Genomic DNA, 26,744 nt, shown 5'->3' on the forward strand with positions numbered 1-26,744 from the left:
CGAACCCGAAGTGAAGATGACATACGCCGTGTGGTGCGGGCGCAGCGGGGTGACCCGCTCGGCGGCGGTGACGGCCGCGCCGTCCAACGTCGACAGGTCCAGCTCGTCCAGCGAGATGAGCGGCGCGACCTCGGTCGTGAATCCCGCTGCCACGTCGGTGATCACGCACACCGGCGCGGCGGTCTCCAGGATGTAGCCGGTGCGCTCGGCGGGCTGATCCGGATCGACCGGCACGTACGCGCCACCGGCGACCGAGACCGCGTACATCGCCACCACCAGGTCCACCGAGCGCCGCAGCGCCAGCGCCACCCGCGCCTCCGGACCGACACCCTGCGAGATCAGGTGCCGGGCCAGGCGATTCACCCGGCGGCCGAGTTCGGCGTAGGTCAATGCCTCGCCGTCGGGGCCGATGAGTGCCACCGCGGTGGGCTTGGCCGCCACCGTCGCCTCCAGCATGGAGGCCAGCGTCGCCGCCGTATCGGTGTCGTGCGCGGTGGCATTGCGCACAGTCAGCGACTCGGCGCGCTCGGCCGGGGCCAGCAGTTCCAGATCGCCGACGGGGGTGCGCGGCGCGGCGATGATCTCGCCGAGCAGCCGGGTGAAGCGGTCGACGAAGCCCTGCACCGTGTCGCGCTCGAACATGTCGGTCGCGTAGGTGAAGAAGCCGGTAATGCCCTCGGGCGCACCGGTTTCGTCGTAGCGGTCGGTGGCGATGAGGTGCAGGTCGAACTGGGACAGCTCGGTGTCGATATCCAGTCCGGACACGGTCAGGCCGGGCAGTTCCAGGCTGGACTGGGCCAGGTTCTGGAAGGACAGGCCGACCTGGAACAACGGATGCCGGGCGGTGGAGCGCACCGGGTTGAGCACCTCGACCAGACGCTCGAACGGCACGTCGGCGTGTGCGAAGGCCTGGATATCGGTTTCGCGCTGGCGACGCAGCAGGTCCGTGAACGGCTCGTCGGCCGCCACCTGGGTGCGGAAGACGAGGGTGTTGACGAACATGCCGATCAGGTCGTCCAGGACGGCCTCGCCGCGACCCGCCATCGGGGTGCCGATGGCGATGTCGTCGGTGCCGGACAGTCGGGCCAGCAGCACCGCGAGCGCGGTGTGCACGACCATGAACAGGGTCGCGCCCTCGGTGCGCGCCAATTCGACCAGCGCGCGGTGGGTGTCGGCGTCGACGTGGATCTCGACCCGGCCGCCCTGGAAGGACTGCACGGCGGGACGCGGCCGGTCCGAGGGCAGGTCGAGCTGGTCCGGCAGCCCGGCGAGGGCCTGCTTCCAGTACGCGACCTGCTTGGTGGCCAGCGAGTTCGGATCGTCCTCGCTGCCGAGCAGTTCGCGCTGCCAGATGGAGTAGTCGGCGTACTGCACCGCCAGCGGAGCCCACGCGGGCTCGGAGCCCATGGCACGGGAGGCGTACGCCGTCATGAGGTCCCGGGTCAGCGGGCCGACCGAGGAGCCGTCACCGGAGATGTGGTGCACGACCATGGCGAGGACGTATTCACCATCCGCGATCTCGAACAGCGCTACCCGCAACGGCACCTGGGTGGTGACGTCGAAGATGGTGGAGGTCAGCTCCACCACGGCGGCGGCGACATCCTCGATATCGACGCTGCGCACCTCGAGCTGCGGCACCGCCTGGGCGGGCGGCAGGATGACCTGCACCGGCCCCTGCTCGGTCTGCGGGTAGACGGTGCGCAGGATCTCGTGGCGGGCAACGACATCCGCGACGGCGGTGCGCAGCGCATCCACATCGAGCGCGCCGGACAGCCGCACTGCCACGGGCACGTTATAGGCGGCCGACGAGGTGTCGAACCGGTTGAGGAACCACATGCGCTGCTGCGCCAGCGACAGCGGGATGTGCTCCGGGCGCGGCCCGGCGGTGAGCGCCTTGCGGCCACCGGCCCCGGCGTCGAGTTCCACCCGCGCCGCCAGCGCGGCCACGGTGGACGCCTCGAACAGCAGCCGCACCGGCACCCGCGTGTTGAGCGCCTCGCCGAGACGGGCAGCCACCTGGGTGGCGAGCAGGGAGTTTCCGCCCCAGGCGAAGAAGTCGTCGTCCAAGCCGATACGGGCGGTGCCCTCGACGCGCAGCACCTCCGTGAACACCGCGGCCACGATCTGCTCGATCGGAGTGACCGGGGCGCGGAAGACCGCCTTCTCGAAGGTGGGTTCCGGCAGCGCCTTGCGGTCGAGCTTGCCATTGGCGTTCAACGGCAGCACATCCAGCTGCATCAGCACCGACGGCACCATGTACGACGGCAGTTCGGCCGACAGCGCCGATTGCAGGGCGCGCTTGTCGATCTCGCCGTCGGTGCCCACCACATAGGCCACCAAGCGGTCGCCGACGCTCGGATCATGGTGCGCCACGACGGCGGCCGAGGCAATGTCGGGCTGGCGCAGCAGCGCGGCCTCGATATCGCCGAGTTCGATGCGGAAGCCGCGGATCTTCACCTGGAAGTCGGTGCGGCCCCGGTACTCCAGCTCGCCGTTGTCCGTCCAGGCGACCAGGTCGCCGGTGCGGTACATGCGGGAGCCGTTGTCCTCGAACGGATTCGCGACGAAGCGGTCGGCGGTGAGATCAGGTCGCGCGAAGTAGCCGCGCGCCAGCTGGTCACCGGCGAGGTACAGCTCACCGGATACGCCCACCGGCACCGGCCGCAGTCGCGCGTCCAGCACGTACACCCGGCTGTTCCATTCCGGCGCACCGATGGACACCGACACCTCGTCGGCGTCGCTGACCCGGTGGCTGGTGATGGACACCGCGGCCTCGGTGGGGCCGTACAGGTTGAACAGCTCGGTGCGCGGGCAGGTGCGGCGCATCCGCTGCGCGACCGAACCGGGCAGCGCCTCGCCGATGGCGAGCACCCGCCACAGCGAATCCGGCAGCCCGACTCGCTGCGCGTCGCCGCTCGCGGCCTCCGGATGCGGCGTACCGGAGCCCGCCGTGAGCAGGGCGTCGAGCATGGACGGCACCACATGCAGCGTGGTGACCCACTCCCGGGCCATGAGCTCGTTCAGGTACGCCGGATCCTTGTGCCCGTCGGGCAGTGCGATGACGAGTCGGCCACCGCAGGCCGCGGCGGACCAGAACTCCCACACCGACAGGTCGAAGGTGGCGGCGGTCTTGAGCAGCACCGCGTCGGCCGGGTCGAGCCCGAATTCGGTGTTTTTCCAGAGCAGCTGGTTGACCACCGCACCGTGCGGCACCGCGACGCCCTTGGGGCGGCCGGTCGAACCGGAGGTGAAGATGACGTAGGCGGTGTTGGCGGCGGTCAGCGCGCGCACCCGCTCGCCATCGGTGATCGGCGCGGTCGGGTAGGCGGACAGGTCGATCTCGTCGATGCGCACCACGTCGGTCACGTCGGTGGTGAAACCCTCACGGCCCGTGGTGAGTACGGCGGCGGGGGCGGCCGTCTCCAGGATGTAGCCGACGCGTTCGGCGGGCTGGTCCGGGTCGACCGGCACGTAGGCGGCACCGCTCTTGGCGACCGCGTACATGGCGACGACCAGGTCCACCGAGCGCCGAATGGCCAGGGCCACCCGATCTTCGGTGCCGATGCCGCGCTCGATGAGGTGGCGGGCCAGGGTGTTGACCCGCGCGTCGAGTTCGGCGTAGGTCAGCGTGACGGCGCCGTCGGCGGTGTCGGCCACGATGGCGTCCGACTTCGGATCGGCGGCCACGCTGGCATCGAGCAGCGATACCAGGGTGGCGTCGCGGTCCACCGGCTGCGCGGTGTCGTTCCACGCCCGCAGGATGCGCTCGCTCTCGGCCGCGTCCAGCAGGTCGATCTCTCCGACCGGTACCGCGGTGTCGGCGAGGACGGCATCGAGCACCCGCAGGAACCGGTCGGCGAAGCCGCGCACGGTGGATTCGTCGAACAGGTCGGTGGCGTAACCGAATTCGGTGAGGATCTCGGCCGGGGTGCCGTCCTCGGCGTACCGGTCGTAGAGCGTCACGTGCAGGTCGGTCTTGGCCAGCTGCGATTCGAACTGGACCGGGGCCACGTGCAGGCCGGGCAGCTGGAAGCTGGTCTCGGCCAGGTTCTGGAAGGACAGGCCAACCTGGAACAGGGGGTTGCGGGCGGTGGAGCGCACCGGGTTCAGCACCTCGACGAGCCGTTCGAACGGCACGTCGGCATTGGCGAAGGCTTCCAGGTCGCGTTCGCGCACCTCGGCCAGCAGCTCGGCGAAGGTCGCGCCGCCGTCCACCCTGGTGCGGAACACCAGGGTGTTGACGAACATGCCGATGAGATCGTCGAGTTCCCGCTCACCGCGGCCCGCGATCGGGGTGCCGACCGCGATGTCGTCGGTGCCGGACAGGCGCGACAGCAGCACCGCCAGCGCGGCGTGCACGACCATGAACAGCGACGCGTTGTTGGCGCGGGCCAGTTCGTGCAGGCGGGCGTGCCGCTCCGGGTCGATATCGAAGCGCAGCGCCTTGCCGTGGAAGGACTGGGCGGGCGGGCGCGGGCGGTCGGTGGGCAGCTCCAGCTGGTCGGGCAGCTCGGCCAGGGCCTGCTTCCAGTAGGCGACCTGCTGTGCGGCAAGCGATTCGGCGTCGTCCTCGGAGCCGAGCACCTCGCGCTGCCACAGCGCGTAGTCGGCGTACTGCACCGGCAGCGGAGCCCAGTTCGGGGCGTCGCCCTCCACGCGCGCCATATAGGCGGCCATGACATCGCGTGCCAGCGGGCCCATGGAGGAGCCGTCGGCGGAGACGTGATGGACGGTGAAGGCCAGCACGTGTTCTTCGGCCGGGGCATCGGTGATGCGGAACAGCCGCACCGCGATGGGCACCTCGATGGTGACATCGAAGGTGGTCATGGCGAATTCGACGATCTTGCCTAGTAGGCCCTCCTCACGCACGCCCTCGGGGACGAGCATGAGATCGGTCTGCGAGGCGGGCAGGATCTCCTGGCGCGGTCCGGCCGCACCGCCCGGGTAGATGGTGCGCAGCACCTCGTGGCGGGCGATGACATCCCCGATGGCCTCCTCCAGCGCGGTGAGGTCCAGGGTGCCGGTGAGTCGCACCGCCAGCGGGATGTTGTCCACCGCCGAGGTGCTGGTGTCGAACTGGTTGAGGAACCAGTAGCGCTGCTGTGCTGGGGACAGCGGAATCGACTGCGGCCGTTCCCCCGCCACCAGGCGCGGCCGGGCACGTCCGGATCCGGCATTGCGTTCCACGCGAGCGGCCAGCGCCGCCACGGTGGACGCCTCGAACAGGTCGCGCACCGCGAGCCGGGTGTCCAGGGCCGCACCGATGCGGGCGGTGACCTGGGTGGCGATCAGCGAATTTCCGCCGAGTTCGAAGAAGTCGTCGTCCACGCCGACCCGGCCGAGGCCGAGCACGTCGGAGAAGGTGTTGGCGACGATCTCCTCGATCGGGGTGGACGGGGCCCGGAACACCTTGGCCTCGAACACCGGCGCGGGCAGCGCCTTGCGGTCCAGCTTGCCGGAGGCATTGAGCGGGAAGGCGTCCAGCACAACGTAGGCCGACGGCACCATGTAGCCGGGCAGCTCGTCGCCCAGGGCCGCGCGCACCGATTCACTGTCGACGACCTGGCCCGCGGCCGGGATGACATAGCCGACCAGCTGATCGCCGAGGCGGTCGTCGTGGCGCACCACGACCACCGCCTGCGCGATGGCGTCCAGCGCGGTGAGCGCGGATTCGATCTCGCCCAGTTCGATGCGCAGACCGCGCAGCTTCACCTGGAAGTCGGTGCGGCCCAGGTACTCCAACTCACCGGCACCGGTCCACTTCACCAGGTCGCCGGTGCGGTACATGCGCTCACCGGTTCCGAACGGATCGGCCACGAAGCGGTCGGCGGTCAGATCCGGGCGGCCGACGTAGCCGCGCGCCAACTGCACGCCCGCGAGGTAGAGCTCACCCGCGACCCCCGGGGCGACCGGGTGCAGCCGCGAATCCAGCACGTACACCCGGGTGTTGAAGACCGGCGCACCGATCGGCACGGAGGCGATGTCGGCGTCGGTCACCTCGTGGAAGGTGACGTCGACCGCGGCCTCGGTGGGGCCGTACAGGTTGTGCAGCGTCGCGCCGGTCAGCTCGCGCAGCTTCTGCGCGGTCGGCGCGGGCAGCGCCTCACCGGAGGCGAAAACGTTGCGCAGGCTGGTGCATTCGGCGGCACGATCCTCGGCCACGAAGACCGACAGCATGGACGGCACGAAGTGCGCCGTGGTAACGCCGTGCGCGGTGACGAGTTCGGCCAGGTACGCGGGGTCGCGGTGGCCGTCCGGCTTGGCGACGACCAGGGTCGCGCCGATCTGCAAGGGCCAGAAGAATTCCCACACCGACACGTCGAAGGTGGCCGGGGTCTTCTGGAGCACCACGTCGTCCGGGGTGAGGCCGTAGGCGGCCTGCATCCAGACGAGGCGGTTGACGATGGCCTCGTGGCTCACCGCGACGCCCTTGGGGCGGCCGGTGGAACCGGAGGTGAAGATCACGTACGCGGTATTCGACGGGGCCAGCGGCGCACGGCGTTCCGCGTCGGTCAGCGGGGCGTCGCTGTAGGCCGACAGATCCAGGCGGTCGATCGCGAGCGCCTCGTAGGCACCGGCGTCGAAGCCGTCGCGCGAGGTGGTCAGCACCGTCACCGGTCGCGCGGTGTCGAGCACGTAGTGGGTGCGCTCGGCCGGGTGATCCGGATCCAGCGGCACGTACGCGCCACCGGCCACGGTCACGGCGTACATGCCGACGACCAGCTCCGCCGAACGCCGCATGCCCAGGGCCACCAGGGAATCCGGGCCCACGCCCTGGGCGATGAGGTGGCGGGCCAGGCGGTTCACCCGGGCGGTGAACTCGCCATAGGAAACACTTGTCCCCTCGAATACCAGGGCGGTGGCATCGGGGCTGGTCAGGGCCTGCGCCTCGAACATCGACACCAGGGTCGCGGTGCGGTCGACCGCTGCGCCGGTGGCGTTCCAGTCGTGCAGCACCAGGGCGCGTTCGGACTCGTCGAGCAGGTCGATATCGCCGACGAAGGAGGTCGGCTCGGCCACCACCGCGCTCAGCATCCGCACCAGCCGCTCGGCGAAGCCCGCGACCGTGTCGGCCTCGAACATATCGGTGGCGTAGGCGAATTCGGCGTACATGCCCTCGACCGCACCATCGTCGCCGAGGCGTTCGGTGAGGTTGAGGTGCAGGTCGAACTTGGAGGTGACCACGTCCAGCGGAACGCCCGCGACCTCCAGGCCCGGCAGGGTGAAGCTGGCCTCGCCGGTGTTCTGGAACGACAGCATGACCTGGAACAGCGGGTGGCGGGCCTGCGAGCGCGGCGGATTCAGGATTTCCACCAGCCGCTCGAACGGCAGGTCCGCATGGCCGAAGGCGGCCAGGTCGGCGTCCTTGGTACGGGCGAGCAACTCGGTGAACTTCTCACCGGTGTCCACGCCGGTGCGCAGCACCAGGGTGTTGACGAACATGCCGATGGCGTCGTCCAGCACCGCTTCGCCACGGCCCGCGACGGCGGTGCCGATGGCCACGTCGTCGGAGCCGGACAGGCGCGACAGCAGGGCCGCGAAGGCCGCGTGCACGACCATGAAGAGGCTGGCACCGTGTTCGCGGGCCAGGCGGTTCAGGCCGTCGAGCAGGGCGGTGTCGATGGTGAACTCGTGCACGCCACCCTGATTGGAGGCCACGGCGGGGCGCGGGCGGTCCGACGGCAGGTCCAGCTGGTCCGGCAGCCCGGCCAGCGCATCGGACCAGTACGACACCTGCTGCGAGATCAGCGAGTCCGCGTCGTCCTCGGAACCGAGCACATCGCGCTGCCACAGCGCGAAATCGGCGTACTGCACCGGCAGCGGAGCCCAGCCGGGGGCGTCGCCGTTGGCGCGCGCCGCGTAGGCGACCATGACATCGCGTGCCAGCGGGCGCACCGACCAGCCGTCACCGGAGATGTGGTGCACCACGAAAACCAGTACATGCGTGGGCTGTTCGGCGTCGCTGACGCGGAACAGCTTGGCGCGCACCGGGACTTCGGCGGTGACATCGAACCCGGTGAGCACCAGTTCGCTGATCGCGGCGGTGATGTCGGCTTCACCCACCGCGACCGGCCCCAGGTCCGGAATGCGGTAGCCGGCGGGCAGGACGACCTGTACGCCGCGACCGCGATCATCGGTCGGGTAGTAGGTGCGCAGCACCTCGTGCCGGTCCACCACATCCCCGACGGCGTGCAGCAGCGCGTCCACATCGAGATCGCCGGACAGCCGCACGGCCATCGGAATGTTGTTGACCGCCGACTGGGCGTCGAAGCGGTTGAGGAACCACATGCGCTGCTGCGCCAGCGACAGCGGAATCTCCTCGGGCCGCTCCCCCGCCACCAGGGCGCGGCGTCCGCCGCTGCCGGTCTCGGTCTCCAGGCGCACCGCCAGGGCCGCCACGGTGGGGGCCTCGAACAGCAGGCGCACCGGCACCCGGGTGTCCAGGGCCGCGCCGAGACGGGCGACGACCTGGGTGGCGATGAGCGAGTTGCCGCCGAGCTCGAAGAAGTCGTCGTCGATACCGATGGCCTGATCGGTGCCCAGTACCTCGGCGAAGACGCCGGCGACGGTCTCCTCGATCGGAGTGGCGGGGGCGCGGAACTCGCGCGCCTCGAACTCCGGCTCGGGCAGGGCCTTGCGGTCGAGTTTGCCGTTGGCATTGAGCGGCATGGCGTCGAGCGCCACCAGGGCGGCCGGAACCATGTAGGACGGCAGGTGCGCCGACAGGCGCGCGCGCAGGGCGTCGGCGTCGATCGCACCGGCGCTCGGCACCACGTAGCCCACGAGGCGGTCGCCGGTGCGGGCGTCGGAGCGCATGACGACCACGGCCTGCGCCACCGACTCGTGCGCGGTGAGCGCGGATTCGATCTCACCGAGCTCGATGCGCAGACCGCGCAGCTTCACCTGGAAGTCGGTGCGGCCCAGGTAGACCAGCTGACCGGCGCTGTCCGACGCACCACTCGCGGCCGTCCACTTCACCAGGTCGCCGGTGCGGTACATCCGCTCGCCGGGGTGGAAGGGGTCGGCCACGAAGCGATCCGCGGTCAGGTCGGCCCGGCCGACATAGCCGCGCGCCACCTGCGCGCCCGCCAGGTACAGCTCACCGGCGACACCCGGGGCGACCGGGTGCAGCCGCGAATCCAGCACGTAGGCACGGGCATTCCACACCGGTGCGCCGATCGGCACCGCAGCCTGCACGTCGTCGTCGGCCGCCGCGTAGGTGGCGTGGACGGTGAACTCGGTGGGGCCGTACAGGTTGTGCAGATCGGCGGCATTGATCCGGCGGTACGCCTGCACCGCATCGGCGGTGAACGCCTCACCGGCCACCAGCAGGGTGCGCAGTGAGGTGAGCGCCGCCGGGTCCGCGCTGCCCGCGAAGACGGTCAGCATGGACGGCACGAACGAGGTCATGGTGACCCGCTCGGCCGCGATGATGTCGGCGAGGTACTGCGGATCGCGGTGCCCGTCGGGTGCGGCGACCACCATGCGGCCGCCGGTGGCCAAGGGGCCGAACAACTCCCACACCGACACGTCGAAGGTGGCGGGGGTCTTGAACAGCACCACGTCGTCGGCGTCGAGCCCGTATTCGGTGGTGATCCAGCGGATCTGGTTCACCACCGCCGCATGCGGCACCGCGACGCCCTTGGGGCGGCCGGTGGAACCGGAGGTGAAGATCACGTACGCGGTATTGGCGGGCCGCAGCGGCCGTGCCCGTTCGGCGTCCGTCACCGGAGTGGCGGCGTGGCCGGTGAGGTCGAGGGTGTCGATCTCCACCACGTCGTGGGCGGTCCGGTAGGCGTCCCGGGCGGTGGTCAGCACCAGGGCGGGGCGCGCCACCTCGAGCACGTAGTCCAGGCGCTCGGCGGGCTGGTCGAGATCCAGCGGCACGTACGCGCCACCGGCCTCCAGTACGGCGTACATGGCGACCACGAGGTCGGCGGAGCGGCGAATGGCCAGGGCCACCAGCGATTCCGGACCGACACCCTGGGCGATCAGATGCCGGGCGAGGCGGTGGACCCGTTCGCCGAACGCACCGTAGGTGAGGGTGCTTCGGTTCGCGGACGGTCCCGCTCCGACTGCGGACAGACCTGTCCCCTCGAAGGTGAGCGCGGGCGCGTTCGCGCTGGTCGCGGCCTGTGCCTGGAACAGCGACACCAGTGTCTCGGCGGCCCCGTCCGGCACCCCGTCGACGATGTCCACGGCGGTGTCGTTCCAGGTGTCGAGCACCAGCCGCCGCTCGTCGTCGGCGAGCAGGTCGATATCGCCGATCGGCCGCTTCGGTTCGGCGGCAACGGCTTTCAGCAGCGCCTCGAACCGCTGGCCGAATTCGACCATGGTGTCGGCGTCGAACAGATCGGTGGCGTAGATGAGTTCGGCGGCGATGCCCGACGGCCCGGCGGCGGCACCGGACGGCGCGGCGCCGTTGCCCGACACCTGTGCGGCCGCGTTCATCTCCTCCAGCACCAGTTGGAGGTCGAACTTGGCGGTGTCGATGGGCATGTCGACGCCGCTGGCGGTCAGGCCGGGCAGCTCCAGTTCAGCCGGTCCGGTGTTCTGGAACGACAGCATGACCTGGAACAGCGGGTGCCGGGCCTGCGAGCGCGCCGGGTTGAGGATCTCCACCAGGCGCTCGAACGGCAGGTCGGCGTGTCCGAAGGCCGCGATATCGGTCGTACGCACCGACGCCAGCAGGTCGGTGAAGGAGCTGCCGCCGTCGATCGGGGTCCGCAGCACCAGGGTGTTGACGAACATGCCGATCAGATCGTCCAGGGCGCGTTCGCCACGGCCCGCCACCGGCGTGCCGATGGCGATATCCGCCTCGCCGGACAGTCGCGACAGCAGCGCCGCCAGCGCCGCGTGCGCGACCATGAACAACGTCGCACCGTTGGCGCGGGCCAGCTCCACCAGACCGGCATGGGTGTCGGCGTCGATCCGGAAGGTGTGCGTCGCGCCGCGCCCGCTGGCCACGGCGGGGCGCGGCCGGTCGGCGGGCAGGTCCAGCTGTTCGGGCAGACCGCGCAGGGTGTCGCCCCAGTACGAGATCTGCTGGGAGATGACCGATTCGGGATCGTCCTCGCGGCCGAGCACCTCGCGCTGCCACAGCGCGAAGTCGGCGTACTGGACCTCGAGCGGCTGCCAGGCCGGTTCGCCGCCCTCGACGCGCGCGCTGTAGGCGGTCATGACATCCCGGGTGAGCGGCAGCATGGACGCGCCGTCTCCGGAGATGTGGTGCACCACCAGAGCGAGCACGTGTTCGGTCGGGGTGATCTCGAACAGGCGAGCCCGGAACGGCACCTCGGCGGTGACGTCGAAGCCGCGCAGCACCAGATCCGAGAGCGCCTGCGGCAGTTCGGCTTCGGTGACGTCCACCGGTGTCAGGTCGGGGATGACCTGGGCGGTGGGCACGATCTCCTGATGCGCGGTGCCGTCGATCTCGGGGTAGCGGGTGCGCAGGGATTCGTGGCGCGCCAGCACGTCCGCGACCGCGATCTGCAGGGCCTGCCGGTCCAGCAGACCCGACAGCCGCACGGCGGCCGGAATATTGTCCACGGCCGATTCGGGATCGAACCGGTTGAGGAACCACATGCGCTGCTGGGCCAGCGACAGCGGCACCAGTTCGGGCCGCGGTTGCGGGGTCAGCGCCTGGCGCGCGCCGGTGCCGGTCCGGCTCTCGGCGCGATCGGCCAGGGTGTGCACGACCGATGCCTCGAAGATCTCGCGCACGCCGATCTGGGTGTCCAGGGCGGCGGACAGCCGGGCCGCCACCTGGGTGGCGGACAGCGAGTTGCCGCCCAGGGCGAAGAAGTCGTCGTCCAGGCCGACCCGCTCCAGGCCGAGCACCTCGGCGAAGACACCGGCGACGATCTGCTCCACCGGGGTGGTCGGGGCGCGGAAGACCGCGGCCTCGAACACCGGCGCGGGCAGCGCCTTGCGGTCCAGCTTGCCGGAGGCGTTGAGCGGGAACTCGTCGAGCACCATGAGCACCGACGGCACCATGTAGGACGGCAGCTGATCGCCCAGTTCGGCACGCACCGCGTCGGCGTCCACGGTCCGGCCCGGGGCGGCGATGACATAGCCGACCAGCTGATCGCCGGTGTGCTGGTCGTGGCGCACCACGACCACCGACTGCGCCACCGAATCCTGTGCGGTGAGCGCGGTTTCGATCTCGCCCAGTTCGATGCGCAGACCGCGCAACTTCACCTGGAAGTCGGTGCGGCCGATGTACTCCAGCTCGCCGTCGGCGGTCCACACCACGAGGTCGCCGGTGCGGTACATGCGCTGCCCGTCGCCGAACGGGTTGGCCACGAAGCGATCCGAGGTCAGATCCGGCCGCGCCACATACGCGGTGGCCAGCTGATCGCCCGCCAGGTACAGCTCACCCGCGACACCCACCGGAACCGGCCGCAACCGCGAATCCAGCACGTACACCTGCGTGTTGAACACCGGGCGGCCGATGGCCACGGTCTCGGTGTCGGCGGCGGTGACCTGGTGGTAGGTGACGTCGACCGCGGCCTCGGTGGGGCCGTACAGGTTGTGCAGCTCCGCGCCGGTCAGCTCGCGCAGGCGGTGCGCGGGCTTGGGCGAGAGCGCCTCACCGGAGGCGAACACCATCCGCAGGCTGGTGGCCTGCGCGGCCGCCGCCTCGGCGACGAACACCGCGAGCATGGACGGCACGAAGTGGATGACCGTGACGCCTGCGCGGGCGATGAGCTCGGCGAGGTAGGCGGGATCGCGGTGGCCGTCGGGCTTGGCGACCACCAGGTGCGCGCCGACCTGGAGCGGCCAGAAGAACTCCCACACCGACACGTCGAAGGTGGCCGGAGTCTTCTGCAGCACAACGTCTTTGCCGGTGAGGTTGTACGCGTCCTGCATCCACACCAGGCGGTTGACGATCGCGCCGTGCGAGACGGCGACACCCTTGGGGCGGCCGGTGGAACCGGAGGTGAAGATCACGTACGCGGTGTCGGTCGGACGCAGCGGCACCAGCCGGTCGGCGTCGCGCAGCGGCGCGGCCGAGTAGCTGCTCAGGTCGAGCAGATCGATCCGCACCTGCGCGGTGTCGATATCGAGATCCGCGCCGGAGGTCAGCACGGTGACCGGGTCGGCGGTGTCGAGAATGTACTCGATGCGCTCGGCCGGGTGATCGGGGTCCAGCGGCACGTACGCGCCACCGGCGGCGACCACGGCGTACATGCCGACCACCAGGTCGATGGAGCGGCGCATACCCAGGGCCACACAGGTTTCCGCGCCGACGCCGCGCTCGACGAGCCAGCGGGCCAGACGGTGCACGCGCTCAGCGAACTCGGCGTAGGTCAGCGGTTCGGTGCCCTCGAAGGACACGGCGACGGCGTCCGGGGTGCGGGCGGCCTGCGCCTCGAAGAGCGCGATCAGGGTCGCGGCGGCATCACCGTCGGCGGTGCGCACGATATCGCCGTTGATGGCGGCCACATCGGCCCCACCCGGATTCGACACCAGGATGGACAGGTCGAAGTCCAGGTCGACGGTGGTGTCGTTCCACTGCTCCACCACCAGCGAGCGTTCGGCGGCGTCGAGCAGTTCGATATCGCCCACGGCCGCACCGGGTTCGGCGGTGATGGCGTGCAGCACCCGCACCAGGCGGTCGGCGATGCGGCGAACGGTGTTCTCGTCGAACAGATCCCGCAGATAGCCCGCGCGAATCCGCAGGCGGCTGTCGAGCTGCGCGATGAGCGTCAGCGGGTAGTGGGTGGCGTCGGCGGCGTCCAGGCCGGTGACGGCCATACCGTCGATATCGGCGGCCTGCGCCCGCAGTCCGTCGGCGTCGACCGGGTAGGACTCGAACACCACGAGGGTGTCGAACAGTCCGCCGACCCCCGCCGCCGACTGGATGTCGGCCAGGCCGATGTAGTGGTGATCCAGCAGATCCGCCTGCTCACCCTGAGTGCGGGTGAGCAGCGCGCGCACCGTCTCGGCCGGATCGAAGGCGATGCGCACCGGAACGGTGTTGATGAACAGGCCGACCATGGATTCCACCCCGGCCAGCTGCGCCGGGCGGCCCGACACCGTGGTACCGAACAGCACGTCGTCGCGGCCGGTGAGACGGCCGAGCAGCATGCCCCACGCGGTCTGCAGCACGGTGTTCGGCGTGACGCCGAGCTGTGCGGCCAGGTTGGTCAGCCGTGCGGTGGCGGCCTCGTCCAGGTCGAAGAAGTACTCGCCGGACAGGGCCGTGATCTCGCGGCCGGCGTCGGGCCGGGTGAGCAGGGTGGGCTCGGAGACGCCGCGCAGCGCCCGCTGCCAGGCCGCGAGCGAGGCGGAGCGGTCCTGCCGCGCAACCCATTCCAGGAAGTTGCGGTAGGAGCGGACCGGCGGCAGCGCACTGCTGTCGGCGCGGGTCGCGTACAGCACCAGCAGGTCCTGCATGAGCAGCGGCATGGACCAGCCGTCGAGCAGAATGTGGTGGTTCGCCACGGCCAGCTGCCAGCTGTCGGCCCCGGTGCGCACCAGCGTGAAGCGAATCAGCGGCGGCTGCGTCAGGTCGAAGCGCCGCAACCGATCGGCGGCGATGATCTCACCGGCCGCGGCCGACCGCGCATCGGCGTCGGCATGGGTCGCGCTGAGGTCGTGGTCGGTCCACGCCACCCGCACGCTGTCGAGCACCAGCTGCACCGGGTTGCCCGCCGCGTCGTTCAGGTAGGCGGTGCGCAGGATCTCGTGCCGGTCGATCAGCGCCTGGGCGGCGGCGCGCAGGCGGTCGGCGTCCACGCGGCCGGTGAGGGTCAGCACCGCCTGCGCGGTGTAGACGTCCACCGACGTGGCGGCCAGCTGCGCGTGGAAGAGCAGACCGGCCTGCAGGGCCGACAGCGGCCACACCTGATCGAGGCCGGGGAAGCGGCGCTCCCAGCCGTCGATATCGCGCTGGGTGACCCGCACCAGACCGAAGTCGGACGGCGTGTGCCCGCCCGCGTCGGCCGAATCGGCATGCCGGGCAACGGCTTCCAGTGCGGAGGTCCACAGCTGACCGAAAGCGGCGACCTCGTCGGCGTCGAGCAGGGTGCTCGGGTAGCCGATATTGGCGGTGAGCTTGTCGCCCACCACGATGGCGTTGATGTCGATCGGCGCCATGGCGGGCATGTCGGCGTCGTACGCGCCACCGAGATCGCCCAGTTCCGGGGCCGGAATCCAGCCGAAGCCGCGCAGCGCCTCGGGCACATCGCCCTCGTTGACCCGGCCCAGGTAGTTGAAGCTGACCTGGCCCGGCAGTTCGGCGGGCAGCTGTCCGGCCGTGGCCGGGTTCAGATAGCGCAGCAGGCCGTAGCCGAGGCCCTTGTCGGGCACCGCGAGCAGCTGCTCCTTGACGGCCTTGATGGCGCGGCCCATGGCCGGGCCACCGGCGAGGGCGGCATCGACATCGATCTCGGACAGGTCGAACCGCACCGGGAAGATGGCGGTGAACCAGCCCGCGGTGCGGGACAGGTCGGCACCCGGCACGACCTCTTCCTCACGGCCGTGGCCTTCCAGGCGAATTAGGGCAGACTTCTCCCCCGCACTCTCCCCCGCGGTACCGGCGGGCGTGATGCCCCGGTCCGCACGCCACTTGGCAACGGCCAGCGCCAGCGCGGTCAGCAGACCGTCGTTGACACCGCCGTGGAACAGCGCGGGCACCGTGGTGAGCAGCGACCGGGTGACCTCTCCGGACACCTCGACGTGGTGCTTGCGCACGACCTCGGTGACGTCCACGGCCGGATCCATGGGTCGCGCGGTGAGCAGCGGATCGGGGCCGTCGACCACGCCGCGCCAGTACTCCAGCTCGGCGATCCGCTCCTCGCTGCGGGCCTCCCGCTCCAGCGCGTGCGCCCAGGTGCGCATGCTGGTAGCGGGTGCGGCGAGTTCCGGCGTCTGGCCGGAGGACAGCTGTCCCCAGGCGGTGACGAAGTCGGGCACCAGGATGCGCCAGGTGACGCCGTCGACCACCAGGTGGTGGGCGGCGACGATCAGGCGACCGGCACGGGTCGGCTCACCCTCGGACACCGGGGACGGTTCCAGCCATACGAACCGGATCACCACGCCCGCGGCCGGATCGAGCCGGTCCAGGGCGGCGTCCAGGGCGGCCGACGCGGTGTCGAACAGGGCGGCGTCATCGAGCGCGGCGTCGAACACGGTGTGGTCGATGAGCGCGTCCACATCCGCGGTGCCCGGCGCGGCGGTCAGCACCGTCCATTCACCGGACTCGTTGCGGTACAGGCGCGCCCGCAACATGTCGTGGCGGTCGATGACGGCCGCGACGGTGGCCGCGATACCGGCGCGGTCGATGCCGACCGGCAGTTCCAGGGCCATGGTCTGGTTGAAGCGGCCGAACGAACCGCGCCGCTCCGCCATGAACCGCACGACCGGGGTGAGCGGCAGCTCGCCCACTCCGCCGCCGGGCAGCTCCTCCAGCTTCGGCGCGATATCACCCAGCGCCGCGGCGGTTTCGGCCACCGCGGCCAGTCCGGCCACGGTGCGCTGTTCGAACACGTCGCGCGGACTGAACACCACACCGCGCGCCTTGGCCCGCGACACCAGCTGAATGGAGACGATGGAGTCACCGCCCAGGGCGAAGAACGAGTCGTCGATACCGACCCGATCCAGACCCAGCACCTCGGCGAAGACCTCGGCGATGGTGTGCTCCACCGGATTACGCGGCGCACGGAAGGCGGCCTCGGTGGTGAACACCGGCTCCGGCAGCGCCTTGCGGTCCAGCTTGCCGACCGGGGTCAGCGGCACCCGGTCGATGGTCATGATCGACGACGGCACCATGTAGGCGGGCAGGCGCTGTTCCACATGCGCGGTGAGGGTCGGCACGTCGATGACATGCCCCTGCGCCGCGACCACGTACGACACCAGCGACACCGCACCGGCGGCATTGCGGTGGCCGATGGTGACGGCGAAGTCCACGGTGTCGTGCGAGGCCAGCGCGGCGTCGATCTCACCGAGCTCGATGCGGAAACCGCGCACCTTCACCTGGAAGTCGGAGCGGCCCACATACTCGACCTCACCGCGGTGCCAGCGCACCACGTCACCGGTGCGGTACATCCGCGCCCCCGGCACATACGGATTCGCGACGAAGCGATCCGCGGTCAGGCCCGGCCGCGCGTGGTAGCCGCGCGCCAGCTGGATGCCCGACAGGTACAGCTCACCCGCGACCCCCTCGGGCACCGGCCGCAACAGGTCGTCGAGGATCAGCGACTGCATACCCCGGATGGGGCCGCCGATGGTGACGGTCTCCCCCGGCGTCATGGGGCCGCTGATATTGGTCATGATGGTGGTCTCGGTGGGACCGTAACCATTGTGGAAGGCACGAATACTGCCGTCCGCCAACGGAATCGCCCACTTGGCCACCAGTTCCGGCGGTACCGCCTCACCACCGGCGCACAGCATGCGCAGGCTGTCGAGCCCGGTGGGATCGAAGGTGGCGATGGCCGCCGGGGTGATGAAGGCGTGCGTCGCACCCTCGGCGCGGATCAGCTCGGAGAGCTCCTCACCGCCGTAGACACCCGGCGGCACCACCACGAGGGTGCCCGCCGGGCCGACCGCGAGCAGGAACTCCAGCATGGACGCGTCGAAGGACGGCGACGCGAAATGCAGTGCCCGCGAATCGGTGTCGAGGTGGTAGCGCTCGATCTGCTCGGCACTGAAGTTGGCCATACCGGCGTGGGTGACCACGACGCCCTTGGGCAGACCGGTGGAGCCGGAGGTGTAGATGACATACGCCGGATGCTCCGGACGCAGCGGGCGCACCCGCTCGGCCGCGGTGACCGGCGCGCTGTCGTAGCCGTCCAGCTCGAGTTCGTCGAGCACCAGCCACTGCGCCGATTCCGGCAGTCCGTCGCGCACCGAAGCCACGGTCAGACCGACCGGGGAACCCGAGTCGGTGACCATGTGGGCGATGCGGTCGGCCGGGTAGGTCGGGTCCACCGGCACGAAGGCGGCACCGGTCTTGGACACCGCCCATTCGGCCAGGTAGGAGTCGGCCGAACGCGGCACGGCCACGGCGACCAGATCCTCGGAGCCGATGCCGCGCTCGATGAGCAGGCGCGCCAGGCGGTTCGACCGCGCGTCGAGTTCGGCGTAGGTGAGCTCGACGCGGTCCTCACCGGCGCGGCCGGGGTAGACGACCGCGATGCCCTGCGGGTTGCGCGCGACGGCGTCGGACATGAGCTCCGGCAGGGTGCGCGCGGGTTCGGCGGGCGCACCGGTGCGGGCGATCAGGTCGGCGCGTTCGGTGGCGTCGAGGATGTCGATGCCGCCCACGGTGATCTCGGGATCACCGGCGATGGCGGTCAGCACCCGCTCCCAGCGCTGCGCGAAGGCGGCGGCGGTGTCGGCGTCGAACAGGTCGGTGGCGTAGGTCAGGGCCAGCGCCATGCCGTCGGTTCCGTGCTCGGACAGGGTGAACTGGAGATCGAAGCGGGCGACGTTCTCCTCGAGATCCAGCGCGGAGACGGTCAGGCCGGGCAGCTCCAGGCTGGTGCGGTCCAGGTTCTGGAAGGCCAGCACCACCTGGAACAGCGGGTTGCGCGCCTGCGACCGCTCGGGCGCGAGCAGTTCCACCAGCCGCTCGAACGGCACGTCGGCATTGCCGAAGGCGTCCAGGTCGGTGCGGCGCACCCGCTCCAGCAGATCGGTGAAGTGCTCGGCCGGATCGATGGCGGTACGCAGCACCAGGGTGTTGACGAACATGCCGACCAGGTCGTCGAGCGCCTGCTCACCACGACCCGCGACCGGGGTGCCGATGGCGATGTCGTCGGTACCGGACAGGCGCGACAGCAGCACGCTCAAGGCGCTGTGCATCACCATGAACAGCGACGAACCCCGCTGGCGGGCAACGTCTTCCAGCGCCGCGACGAGTTCCGGCGACAGCGTCCGGTGCAGCGTCGCGCCGCGATGGGAGGCCACGGCCGGGCGCGGGCGATCCGCGGGCAGGGTCAGCTCGTCCGGAATGCCGTCCAGGGTGCGCTGCCAGTAGCCGACCTGGCGGGCGAGCAGCGATCCGGCGTCCTCCTCGGAGCCGAGCACCTCGCGCTGCCAGATGGCGAAGTCCGCGTACTGCACCGGCAGCGGGGACCAGCCGGGAACCGCGCCCTGGGTGCGCGCGGTGTAGGCGGTCATCACGTCGCGGGTCAGCGGCCCCATGGAGAAGCCGTCACCGGCGATATGGTGCACCACCACCACGAGCACGTGCTCGTCGGCGCCCTCGACCCGGTACAGCCGGGCACGCAGCGGAACCTGTTCGGCCACATTGAATCCGGCGGTGGCGAACTCGGTGACGCGGGTGGTCAGCTCGTCGGCGGCGACCTCGACCGGATTCAGGTCCAGACGGACCTCGTCGGCGGGGACCACCACCTGCATGGGGGTGCCGCCGTGCTCGGGGTAGCGGGTGCGCAGCGACTCGTGGCGGCGCACCACATCCGCGACGGCGAGTTCCAGTGCGGCGGTGTCGAGTTCACCCGTCAGGCGGATGGCCAGCGGCAGGTTGTAGGCCGCCGAACCGGTGTCGTACTGGTTGAGGAACCACATGCGCTGCTGCGCGAACGACAGCGGCACCAGTTCGGTCGCACCGCGCTGGCGGGCGACCAGCTTGGCGCGCGAGACGCCATCGGCATGCGATTCGATGCGGGCCGCCATGGCCTCCACGGTGGACGCCTCGAACAGGGTGCGGACCGCGACGGAGGTGTCGAGAGCGGACCCGATGCGCGAGACCACGCGGGTGGCGATGAGCGAGTTGCCGCCCAGATCGAAGAAGTCGTCGTCCAGACCGACGCGCGGCAGATCGAGGACATCGGCGAAGACGGCGGCGACGGTCTCCTGCACCGGGGTCTCCGGCGCGCGGAAGGCCCGGGCCTGCACCGCCGGGGCGGGCAGTGCGCGGCGATCCAGTTTGCCGTTGACGGTCAACGGAATGCGATCGAGCACCACCAGCGCCGACGGCACCATGTAGGACGGCAGCCGCTCGCCCGCACCCGCACGCACGGTGTCGAGGTCGGGCGCGGCGCCCTCCTCGCCCACCACGTAGGCGACGATGCGCTGATCGCCGGGCTGATCCTCGCGGACGATGACCGCGGCCTGCGCGATACCGGGCTGCGCGAGTACAGCGGCCTCGATCTCACCGAGTTCGATGCGGAAGCCGCGCACCTTGACCTGATCGTCGGCGCGCCCGAGGTATTCGAGTTCGCCGAAGCGGTTCCAACGGGCGACGTCACCGGAGCGGTACAGCCGCTCACCGGGCACACCGAACGGGCTGGCCACGAACCGGGAAGCGGACAGGTCCGGGCGGCCCAGATAGCCGCGCGCCAATTGCGGCCCGGCCACGTACATTTCGCCCGCGACACCGACCGGAACCGGATGCAGGCGGTCGTCGAGCACGTACACCCGCAGGCCCGCGATGGCGCGACCCACGATGCTGCCGGTGGCGGCCGCGATGGTGGCGGCGTCGAGCGCGCGGTGCGAGACGTGCACCGTGGTCTCGGTGATGCCGTACATGTTCACCAGCACCGGCGCGCTGTCACCGTGGCGGGCGATCCAGTCACCGAGGCGGCGCAGCTCGAGGGCCTCACCGCCGAACACCACATACCGCAGCGCCAGCGGCGCGACGGCGGTACCGGATTCCCGGCTGGCCACCGACGCGATGCGATCGGCCTCGGCCAGCTGGTAGAAGGCCGACGGCGTCTGGTTGAGCACCGTGACCCGTTCGCGGCGCAGCATTTCCAGGAACTGCTCGGGCGAGCGCGAAGTGTAGTAGTCGACCACGACCAGTTTGCCGCCGTAGAGCAGCGGCCCCCACAGCTCCCACACCGAGAAGTCGAAGGCGTAGGAGTGGAACAGCGTCCACACATCCGCTGCGCCGAAACCGAATTCGCGATCGGTGTTGGCGAACAACCGCACCACGTTGGCGTGCGACACGGCCACGCCCTTGGGGCGGCCGGTGGAGCCGGAGGTGTAGATGACGTACGCGACGTGCTCGGGCCGCAGCGGGCTGAGCCGTTCGGCGTCGGTCACCGGCGCGTCGTCGGCATCCTCGATATCGCCCGCCTCGACGGTGTACCCGTCGAGCACCACGGTCGGCAGCGTGGCGGGCAGTTCCACCTGCACGGTGGAATCGACCACGACGCTGGTCGGAGCCGAATCCTGGAGCAGGAACGCGATGCGATCGGCCGGTGCGGTCGGGTCGACCGGCACGTAGCCCGCACCGGTCTTGATCACCGCGAGCAGCGCGACCACCAGGTCCAGCGAGCGCGGCAGGATCACCGCGACCAGGGATTCCGGTCCGGCCCCCTCCGCGATGAGGCGGCGGGCCAGCACATTGGCGCGCCGGTCCAGTTCCGAGTAGGTCAGCTCGTCGTCGCCGAAGCGCACCGCCACCCGCGTGGGATGGGCGGCCACCGCGGCGTCGAACAGACCCGACAGCGTGACGGTCGGATCGGCGAACAGTCCACTGCCACCGTCGGTTCCCGCGGAGACCCAGTGCTCGGCCACATCGTGGCGTTCGGTCTCGCCGAGCAGGTCGATATCGCCGATGACGGCGGCCGGGTCCTCGGCCACCGCGCGCAGGATGCGCACCAGCCGGTCGGCGAAGGCGGCCACGGTTTCGGGGTCGAACAGTTCGGTGGCGTAGTTCCAGGACAGGCCGAGCGAACCGTCGGCGCGCTCGCCCACGGTCAGCTGCACATCGAATTTCGCCGTGCCCGGGTCGAATTCGACGACATCGACGTCCAGACCCGGCAGCGAGACCGAACCCGCGTCCTTGGCGGAGGCGGCCTCGAAGGTCAGCGCCACCTGGAAGAGCGGGTGGTGCGCCTGCGAACGCTGCGGGCTGAGCACATCGACGAGACGTTCGAACGGCACGTCGGCGTGCGCGAAGGCGGCCAGGTCGGTGCGGCGCACCTCGGCGAGCAGATCGGCGAAGGCCGCGTCGGAGCGCACCGGGGTGCGCAGCACCAGGGTGTTGACGAACATGCCGACCAGATCGTCCAGGGCGCGGTCACCGCGTCCGGCGATCGGCGTGCCGATGGCGATATCGGTGGCGCGCGACAGGCGCGACGCCCACGCGGCCAAGGCGGCGTGCACGACCATGAACAGGGTCACGTCATGGTCGCGGGCCACGGCCGCCAGCGCCCGGTGCACCTCGGCGTCGATCGAGAAGTCGTGCGTCCCACCGGCATTGCCGGCCACCTCGGGGCGCGGCCGGTCGGTGGGCAGTTCGATCTGGTCCGGCAGGTCGCGTAGCTGTTCGGTCCAGTAGGCGAGCTGTCGCGCCGCGGCCGAATCCGGGTCCTCCTCGGATCCGAGCACGGTGCGCTGCCACAGCGCGTAGTCGGCGTACTGCACCGGCAGCGGAGCCCAGTTCGGGGCCTCGCCGCGGCTGCGGTCCAGGTAGGCGGCGACCACGTCGCGCAGCAGCGGGCGCAGCGAGAAGCCGTCACCGCTGATGTGGTGCAGCACCAGCACGAGCACGTGTTCGCGCGGGCCGAGGGTGAGCAGGGTCGCCCGGAACGGCAGTTCGCGCGTGACATCGAAGTGCACACCGGACGCCGCGGTGACGCGGGCGATCAGATCGTCCGCCTCGATCTCCTCGGCGTCGAGATCGAAGGAGACCTCTCCCGGGGAGAGGACGCGCTGGTAGCCGTTGCCCTCCACCTCGGGGTAGACGGTGCGCAGCGCCTCGTGGCGGACCAGCACGTCGCCGATGGCGGCGGCCAGGGCGGTGGCGTCGACCTCACCGGTGAGTCGCAGCGCCACCGGGATGTTGTTGACGGCGGTGCGGTTGTCGAAGCGGTTGAGGAACCACATGCGCTGCTGCGCGGGCGACAGCGGCACCAGCCGCGCCGACTCACCGGTGTCCAGGGTCACCGGGGCGGGCCGCTCCTGCGGTGTCAGCGGCAGTCGCGCGCCGGTGCCGACGCGCGATTCCAGGTGCGCGGCCAGCGCCGCCACGGTGGACGCCTCGAACAGGGTCCGCACCGGGATGTCGGCGTCCAGAGCGGCCGACAGGCGGGCCGCCACCTGGGTGGCGATGAGCGAGTTGCCGCCCAGTTCGAAGAAGTCGTCGTCCAGGCCGACGCGTTCCACGCCGAGCACCTCGGCGATGGTGCCCGCCACGGTCTGCTGCACCGGGGTGGCCGGGGCACGGTAGACCTTGGCGACGAAGGTGGGGGCGGGCAGCGCCCTGCGGTCCAGCTTGCCGGAGGCATTGAGCGGGAAGGCGTCCAGCACCATGAAGGCGGCGGGCACCATGTAGGCCGGAAGCTGTTGGGACAGCTCGGCTTTCACGGTCTCCAGTTCGATGTCACCGTTCGCGACCAGGTAGGCCACCAGCTGGTCGCCGGTGCGCTCGTCGTGGCGCACCACGACCACCGCCTGCGCGATGGCGTCCAGCGCGGTGAGCGCGGATTCGATCTCGCCCAGTTCGATGCGCAGACCGCGCAGCTTCACCTGGAAGTCGGTACGACCCAGGTACTCCAGCTCACCGTCGGCGGTCCAGGTGACCAGGTCACCGGTGCGGTACATACGAGCGCCGTCACCGAACGGATTGGCCACGAACCGATCCGAGGTCAAATCGGGCCGCGCCACATACGCGGTGGCCAGCTGATCACCCGCCAGATACAACTCACCCGCGACACCCACCGGAACCGGCCGCAACCGCGAATCCAGCACGAACACCTGGGTGTTGAACACCGGAGCGCCGATCGGCACGGTGTGCACGTCGGCATCGGTGACCTCGTGATAGGTCACGTCGACCGCGGCCTCGGTGGGGCCGTACAGATTGTGCAGGCGCGCACCGGTCAGGGCGCGCAACTGCTGCGCGGTCGGGCCGGGCAGCGCCTCACCGGAGGCGAACACCTGGCTCAGGCTGGTGGCGCGGGCCGCGGCGGGTTCCGCCACGAACACCGCGAGCATGGACGGCACGAAGTGGGTGACCGTAACGCCTTCGCGGGCAATGAGTTCCGCGAGATAGACCGGATCCCGGTGCCCGTCCGGCTTGGCGACCACGAGGCGCGCGCCGACCTGTAGCGGCCAGAAGAACTCCCACACCGACACGTCGAAGGTGGACGGGGTCTTCTGCAACACCACGTCGTACGCGGCCAACCCGTACTGGGCGTGCATCCACACCAGGCGGTTGACGATGGCGGCGTGCGAGACGGCGACGCCCTTGGGGCGGCCGGTCGAACCGGACGTGAAGATGACGTAGGCGGTATTGCCGGGCCGCAGCGGAGCGCGGCGATCGGCATCCGTCACCGGAGTGTCGGCGAAGTCGGAGAGATCCAGTCCGTCGATCCGGATCTGCCGCCCGCCGATGCCGTCCATGTCGCTGCCGGAGGTGAGCACGCACACCGGATCGGCGGTGTCGAGGATGTACTCGGTGCGCTCGGCCGGGTGGTCCGGGTCCAGCGGGACGTACGCGCCACCGGCCAGGGTGACGGCGTACATGCCGATCACCAGGTCCAGGGAGCGGCGCATGCCCAGGGCCACGTGGGATTGCGGGCCTACGCCCTCGGCGATGAGGAAGCGGGCGAGTTTGCGTGCCCGTGCGGCGAACTCGGCGTACGACAGGGTTGTCCCCTCGTACGAGACCGCGGGTGTGTCGGGGGTGCGCTCGACCTGGGCCTCGAACAGGGAGACCAGGGTGGCGGCGGCGCCTGCGGCGACCTCCGGCAGGGCGGCGGCCAGGTCGAAGCCGGTGGCATTCCAGGAGTCGAGCACCCGGGTGCGCTCGGCGGCGCTGAGCAGTTCCAGATCACCCACGCGCACGGTCGGATCGGCGGCCACGGCCGACAGCACCCGCACGAAACGCTCGGCGAAGGTGTCGGCGTACGCGCCGTCGAAAAGATCGGTGGCGTAGACGAGTTCGGCGTCCATGGCCGCCACGTCGGCATCGGCGGCGACCTCGCTCAGCGTGAGCTGGAGGTCGAACTTGGCGGTCTGCTGGTCGATATCCAGCTGTGCCACGGTGAGGCCCGGCAGTTCCAGGGCCGTGCGGCCGAGGTTCTGGAACGACAGCATGACCTGGAACAGCGGATGCCGCGCCTGCGAGCGGGCCGGGTTGAGCACCTCGACCAGGCGCTCGAACGGCACATCGGCGTGCGCGAAGGCTTGCAGGTCGCGCTCGCGGACCCGCGTCAGCAGCTCGGCGAAGCTCTCCCCGGTGTCGACCTGCGAGCGCAGCACCAGGGTGTTGACGAACATGCCGACCAGGTCGTCGAGGGCCTGTTCACCACGACCGGCCACCGGAATGCCGACGGCCACATCGTCACTGCCGCTCAGGCGCGACAGCAGGGCGGCGAAGGCGCTGTGCACCACCATGAACAGCGTGGTGCCGTGGGTCTGGGCGACCCGGTTGAGCGCGGTCACCAGCTCACCCGGGAGCTGGAAGCGGTACGTCCCGGCCCGATAGGAGGCGACGGCGGGCCGCGCCGCGGTGGACAGCCGCAGTTCGTCCGGCAGTCCGGCCAGGGTGTCGCGCCAGTAGTCGAGCTGCTCGGTGATGAGGGAGCGCGGGTCGTCCTCGGAGCCGAGGGTTTCGCGCTGCCACAGCGCGTAATCGGCGTACTGGACCGGCAGTTCGGCCCAGCCCGGGGCCTCGCCGTCACTGCGCGCGACGTACGCCGTGATGAGATCGCGCACCAGCGGATTCATCGAGAAGCCGTCGGCGGCGATGTGATGGGCGACGAGCACCAGCACGTGGTCATCGGCGGACAGGCGGTAGACGCGCAGTCGCAGCGGGGGTTCGGCGGTGACGTCGAAGCCCTGGGTCACGAATGCACCGATGGCGCCGAACAGTTCGGTCTCGGCGGCCTCCACCACGTCCACCACCGGGATGGCGCGGGCGGCGGGCAGCACCTGCTGGTAGGCGATGCCGTCGGCCGACGGGTACACCGTCCGCAGCGATTCGTGCCGCGCCACCACATCGGCGACCGCGCTGCGCAGCGCGTCCAGATCGACCGCGCCCGTCAGCCGGACGGCGGCCGGAATATTGTTGGCGGCCGACTCGGTGTCGAAGCGGTTGAGGAACCACATGCGCTGCTGTGCGAGCGACAGCGGCGGGTGTTCGGGGCGGGTGCGGGCCGTGAGGGCCTGGCGCACACCACTTCCGGCGTGCGACTCCACTCGCGCGGCCAGCGCCGCGACGGTCGGCGCCTCGAAGAGCGCGCGCACACCGATCTCCGTCTTCAAGGCCGAGCTCAGGCGGGCCGTCACCTGCGTGGCGACCAGCGAGTTGCCGCCCATCTCGAAGAAGTCGTCGTCCGCGCCCACCCGTGGGATGCCGAGCAGATCGGCGAAGATCTGGGCGATGATCTCCTCGATGGGCGTCGAAGGCGCACGGAAACGCCTGGCCTCGAAGACGGGTGCGGGCAACGCCTTGCGGTCCAGCTTGCCGGAGGCGTTGATCGGGAACTCGTCCAGCACCACCAGCGCGGCGGGCACCATATAGACCGGAAGTGACTGCGCCAGTGCGGACTTGATCACATCAGCATCGACGGCGGCCTCGGATTCGCGCACCACGTAACCGACCAGCTGACTACCGGCATGGGGATCCGAGCGGACAACCACCACGGACTGCGCCACACCCGGCTGTTCCATCAGCGCCGCCTCGATCTCACCGAGCTCGATGCGCTGGCCACGCAACTTCACCTGGAAGTCGGTGCGGCCCAGATACTCCACCTCGCCTGTCGCCGTCCACCTCACCAGGTCGCCGGAGCGGTACATACGGCTGCCCGGTGCGCCGA

1 protein-coding gene (running past one end of the window) is annotated in these 26,744 nt (G+C 70.5%); it reads right to left on the bottom strand.

The window, feature by feature from the left end:
- On the bottom strand, positions 1–26,744 hold part of the coding region annotated (locus ON31_RS25615) for a non-ribosomal peptide synthase/polyketide synthase (RefSeq protein ID WP_039817331.1) (this coding region is incomplete at its 3' end). 9,070 nt of the annotated region lie beyond the right edge of the window; 26,744 of 35,814 annotated nt are visible.

Source organism: Nocardia otitidiscaviarum NBRC 14405 (assembly GCF_000308635.1).
Classification (GTDB): Bacteria; Actinomycetota; Actinomycetes; order Mycobacteriales; family Mycobacteriaceae; genus Nocardia; species Nocardia otitidiscaviarum.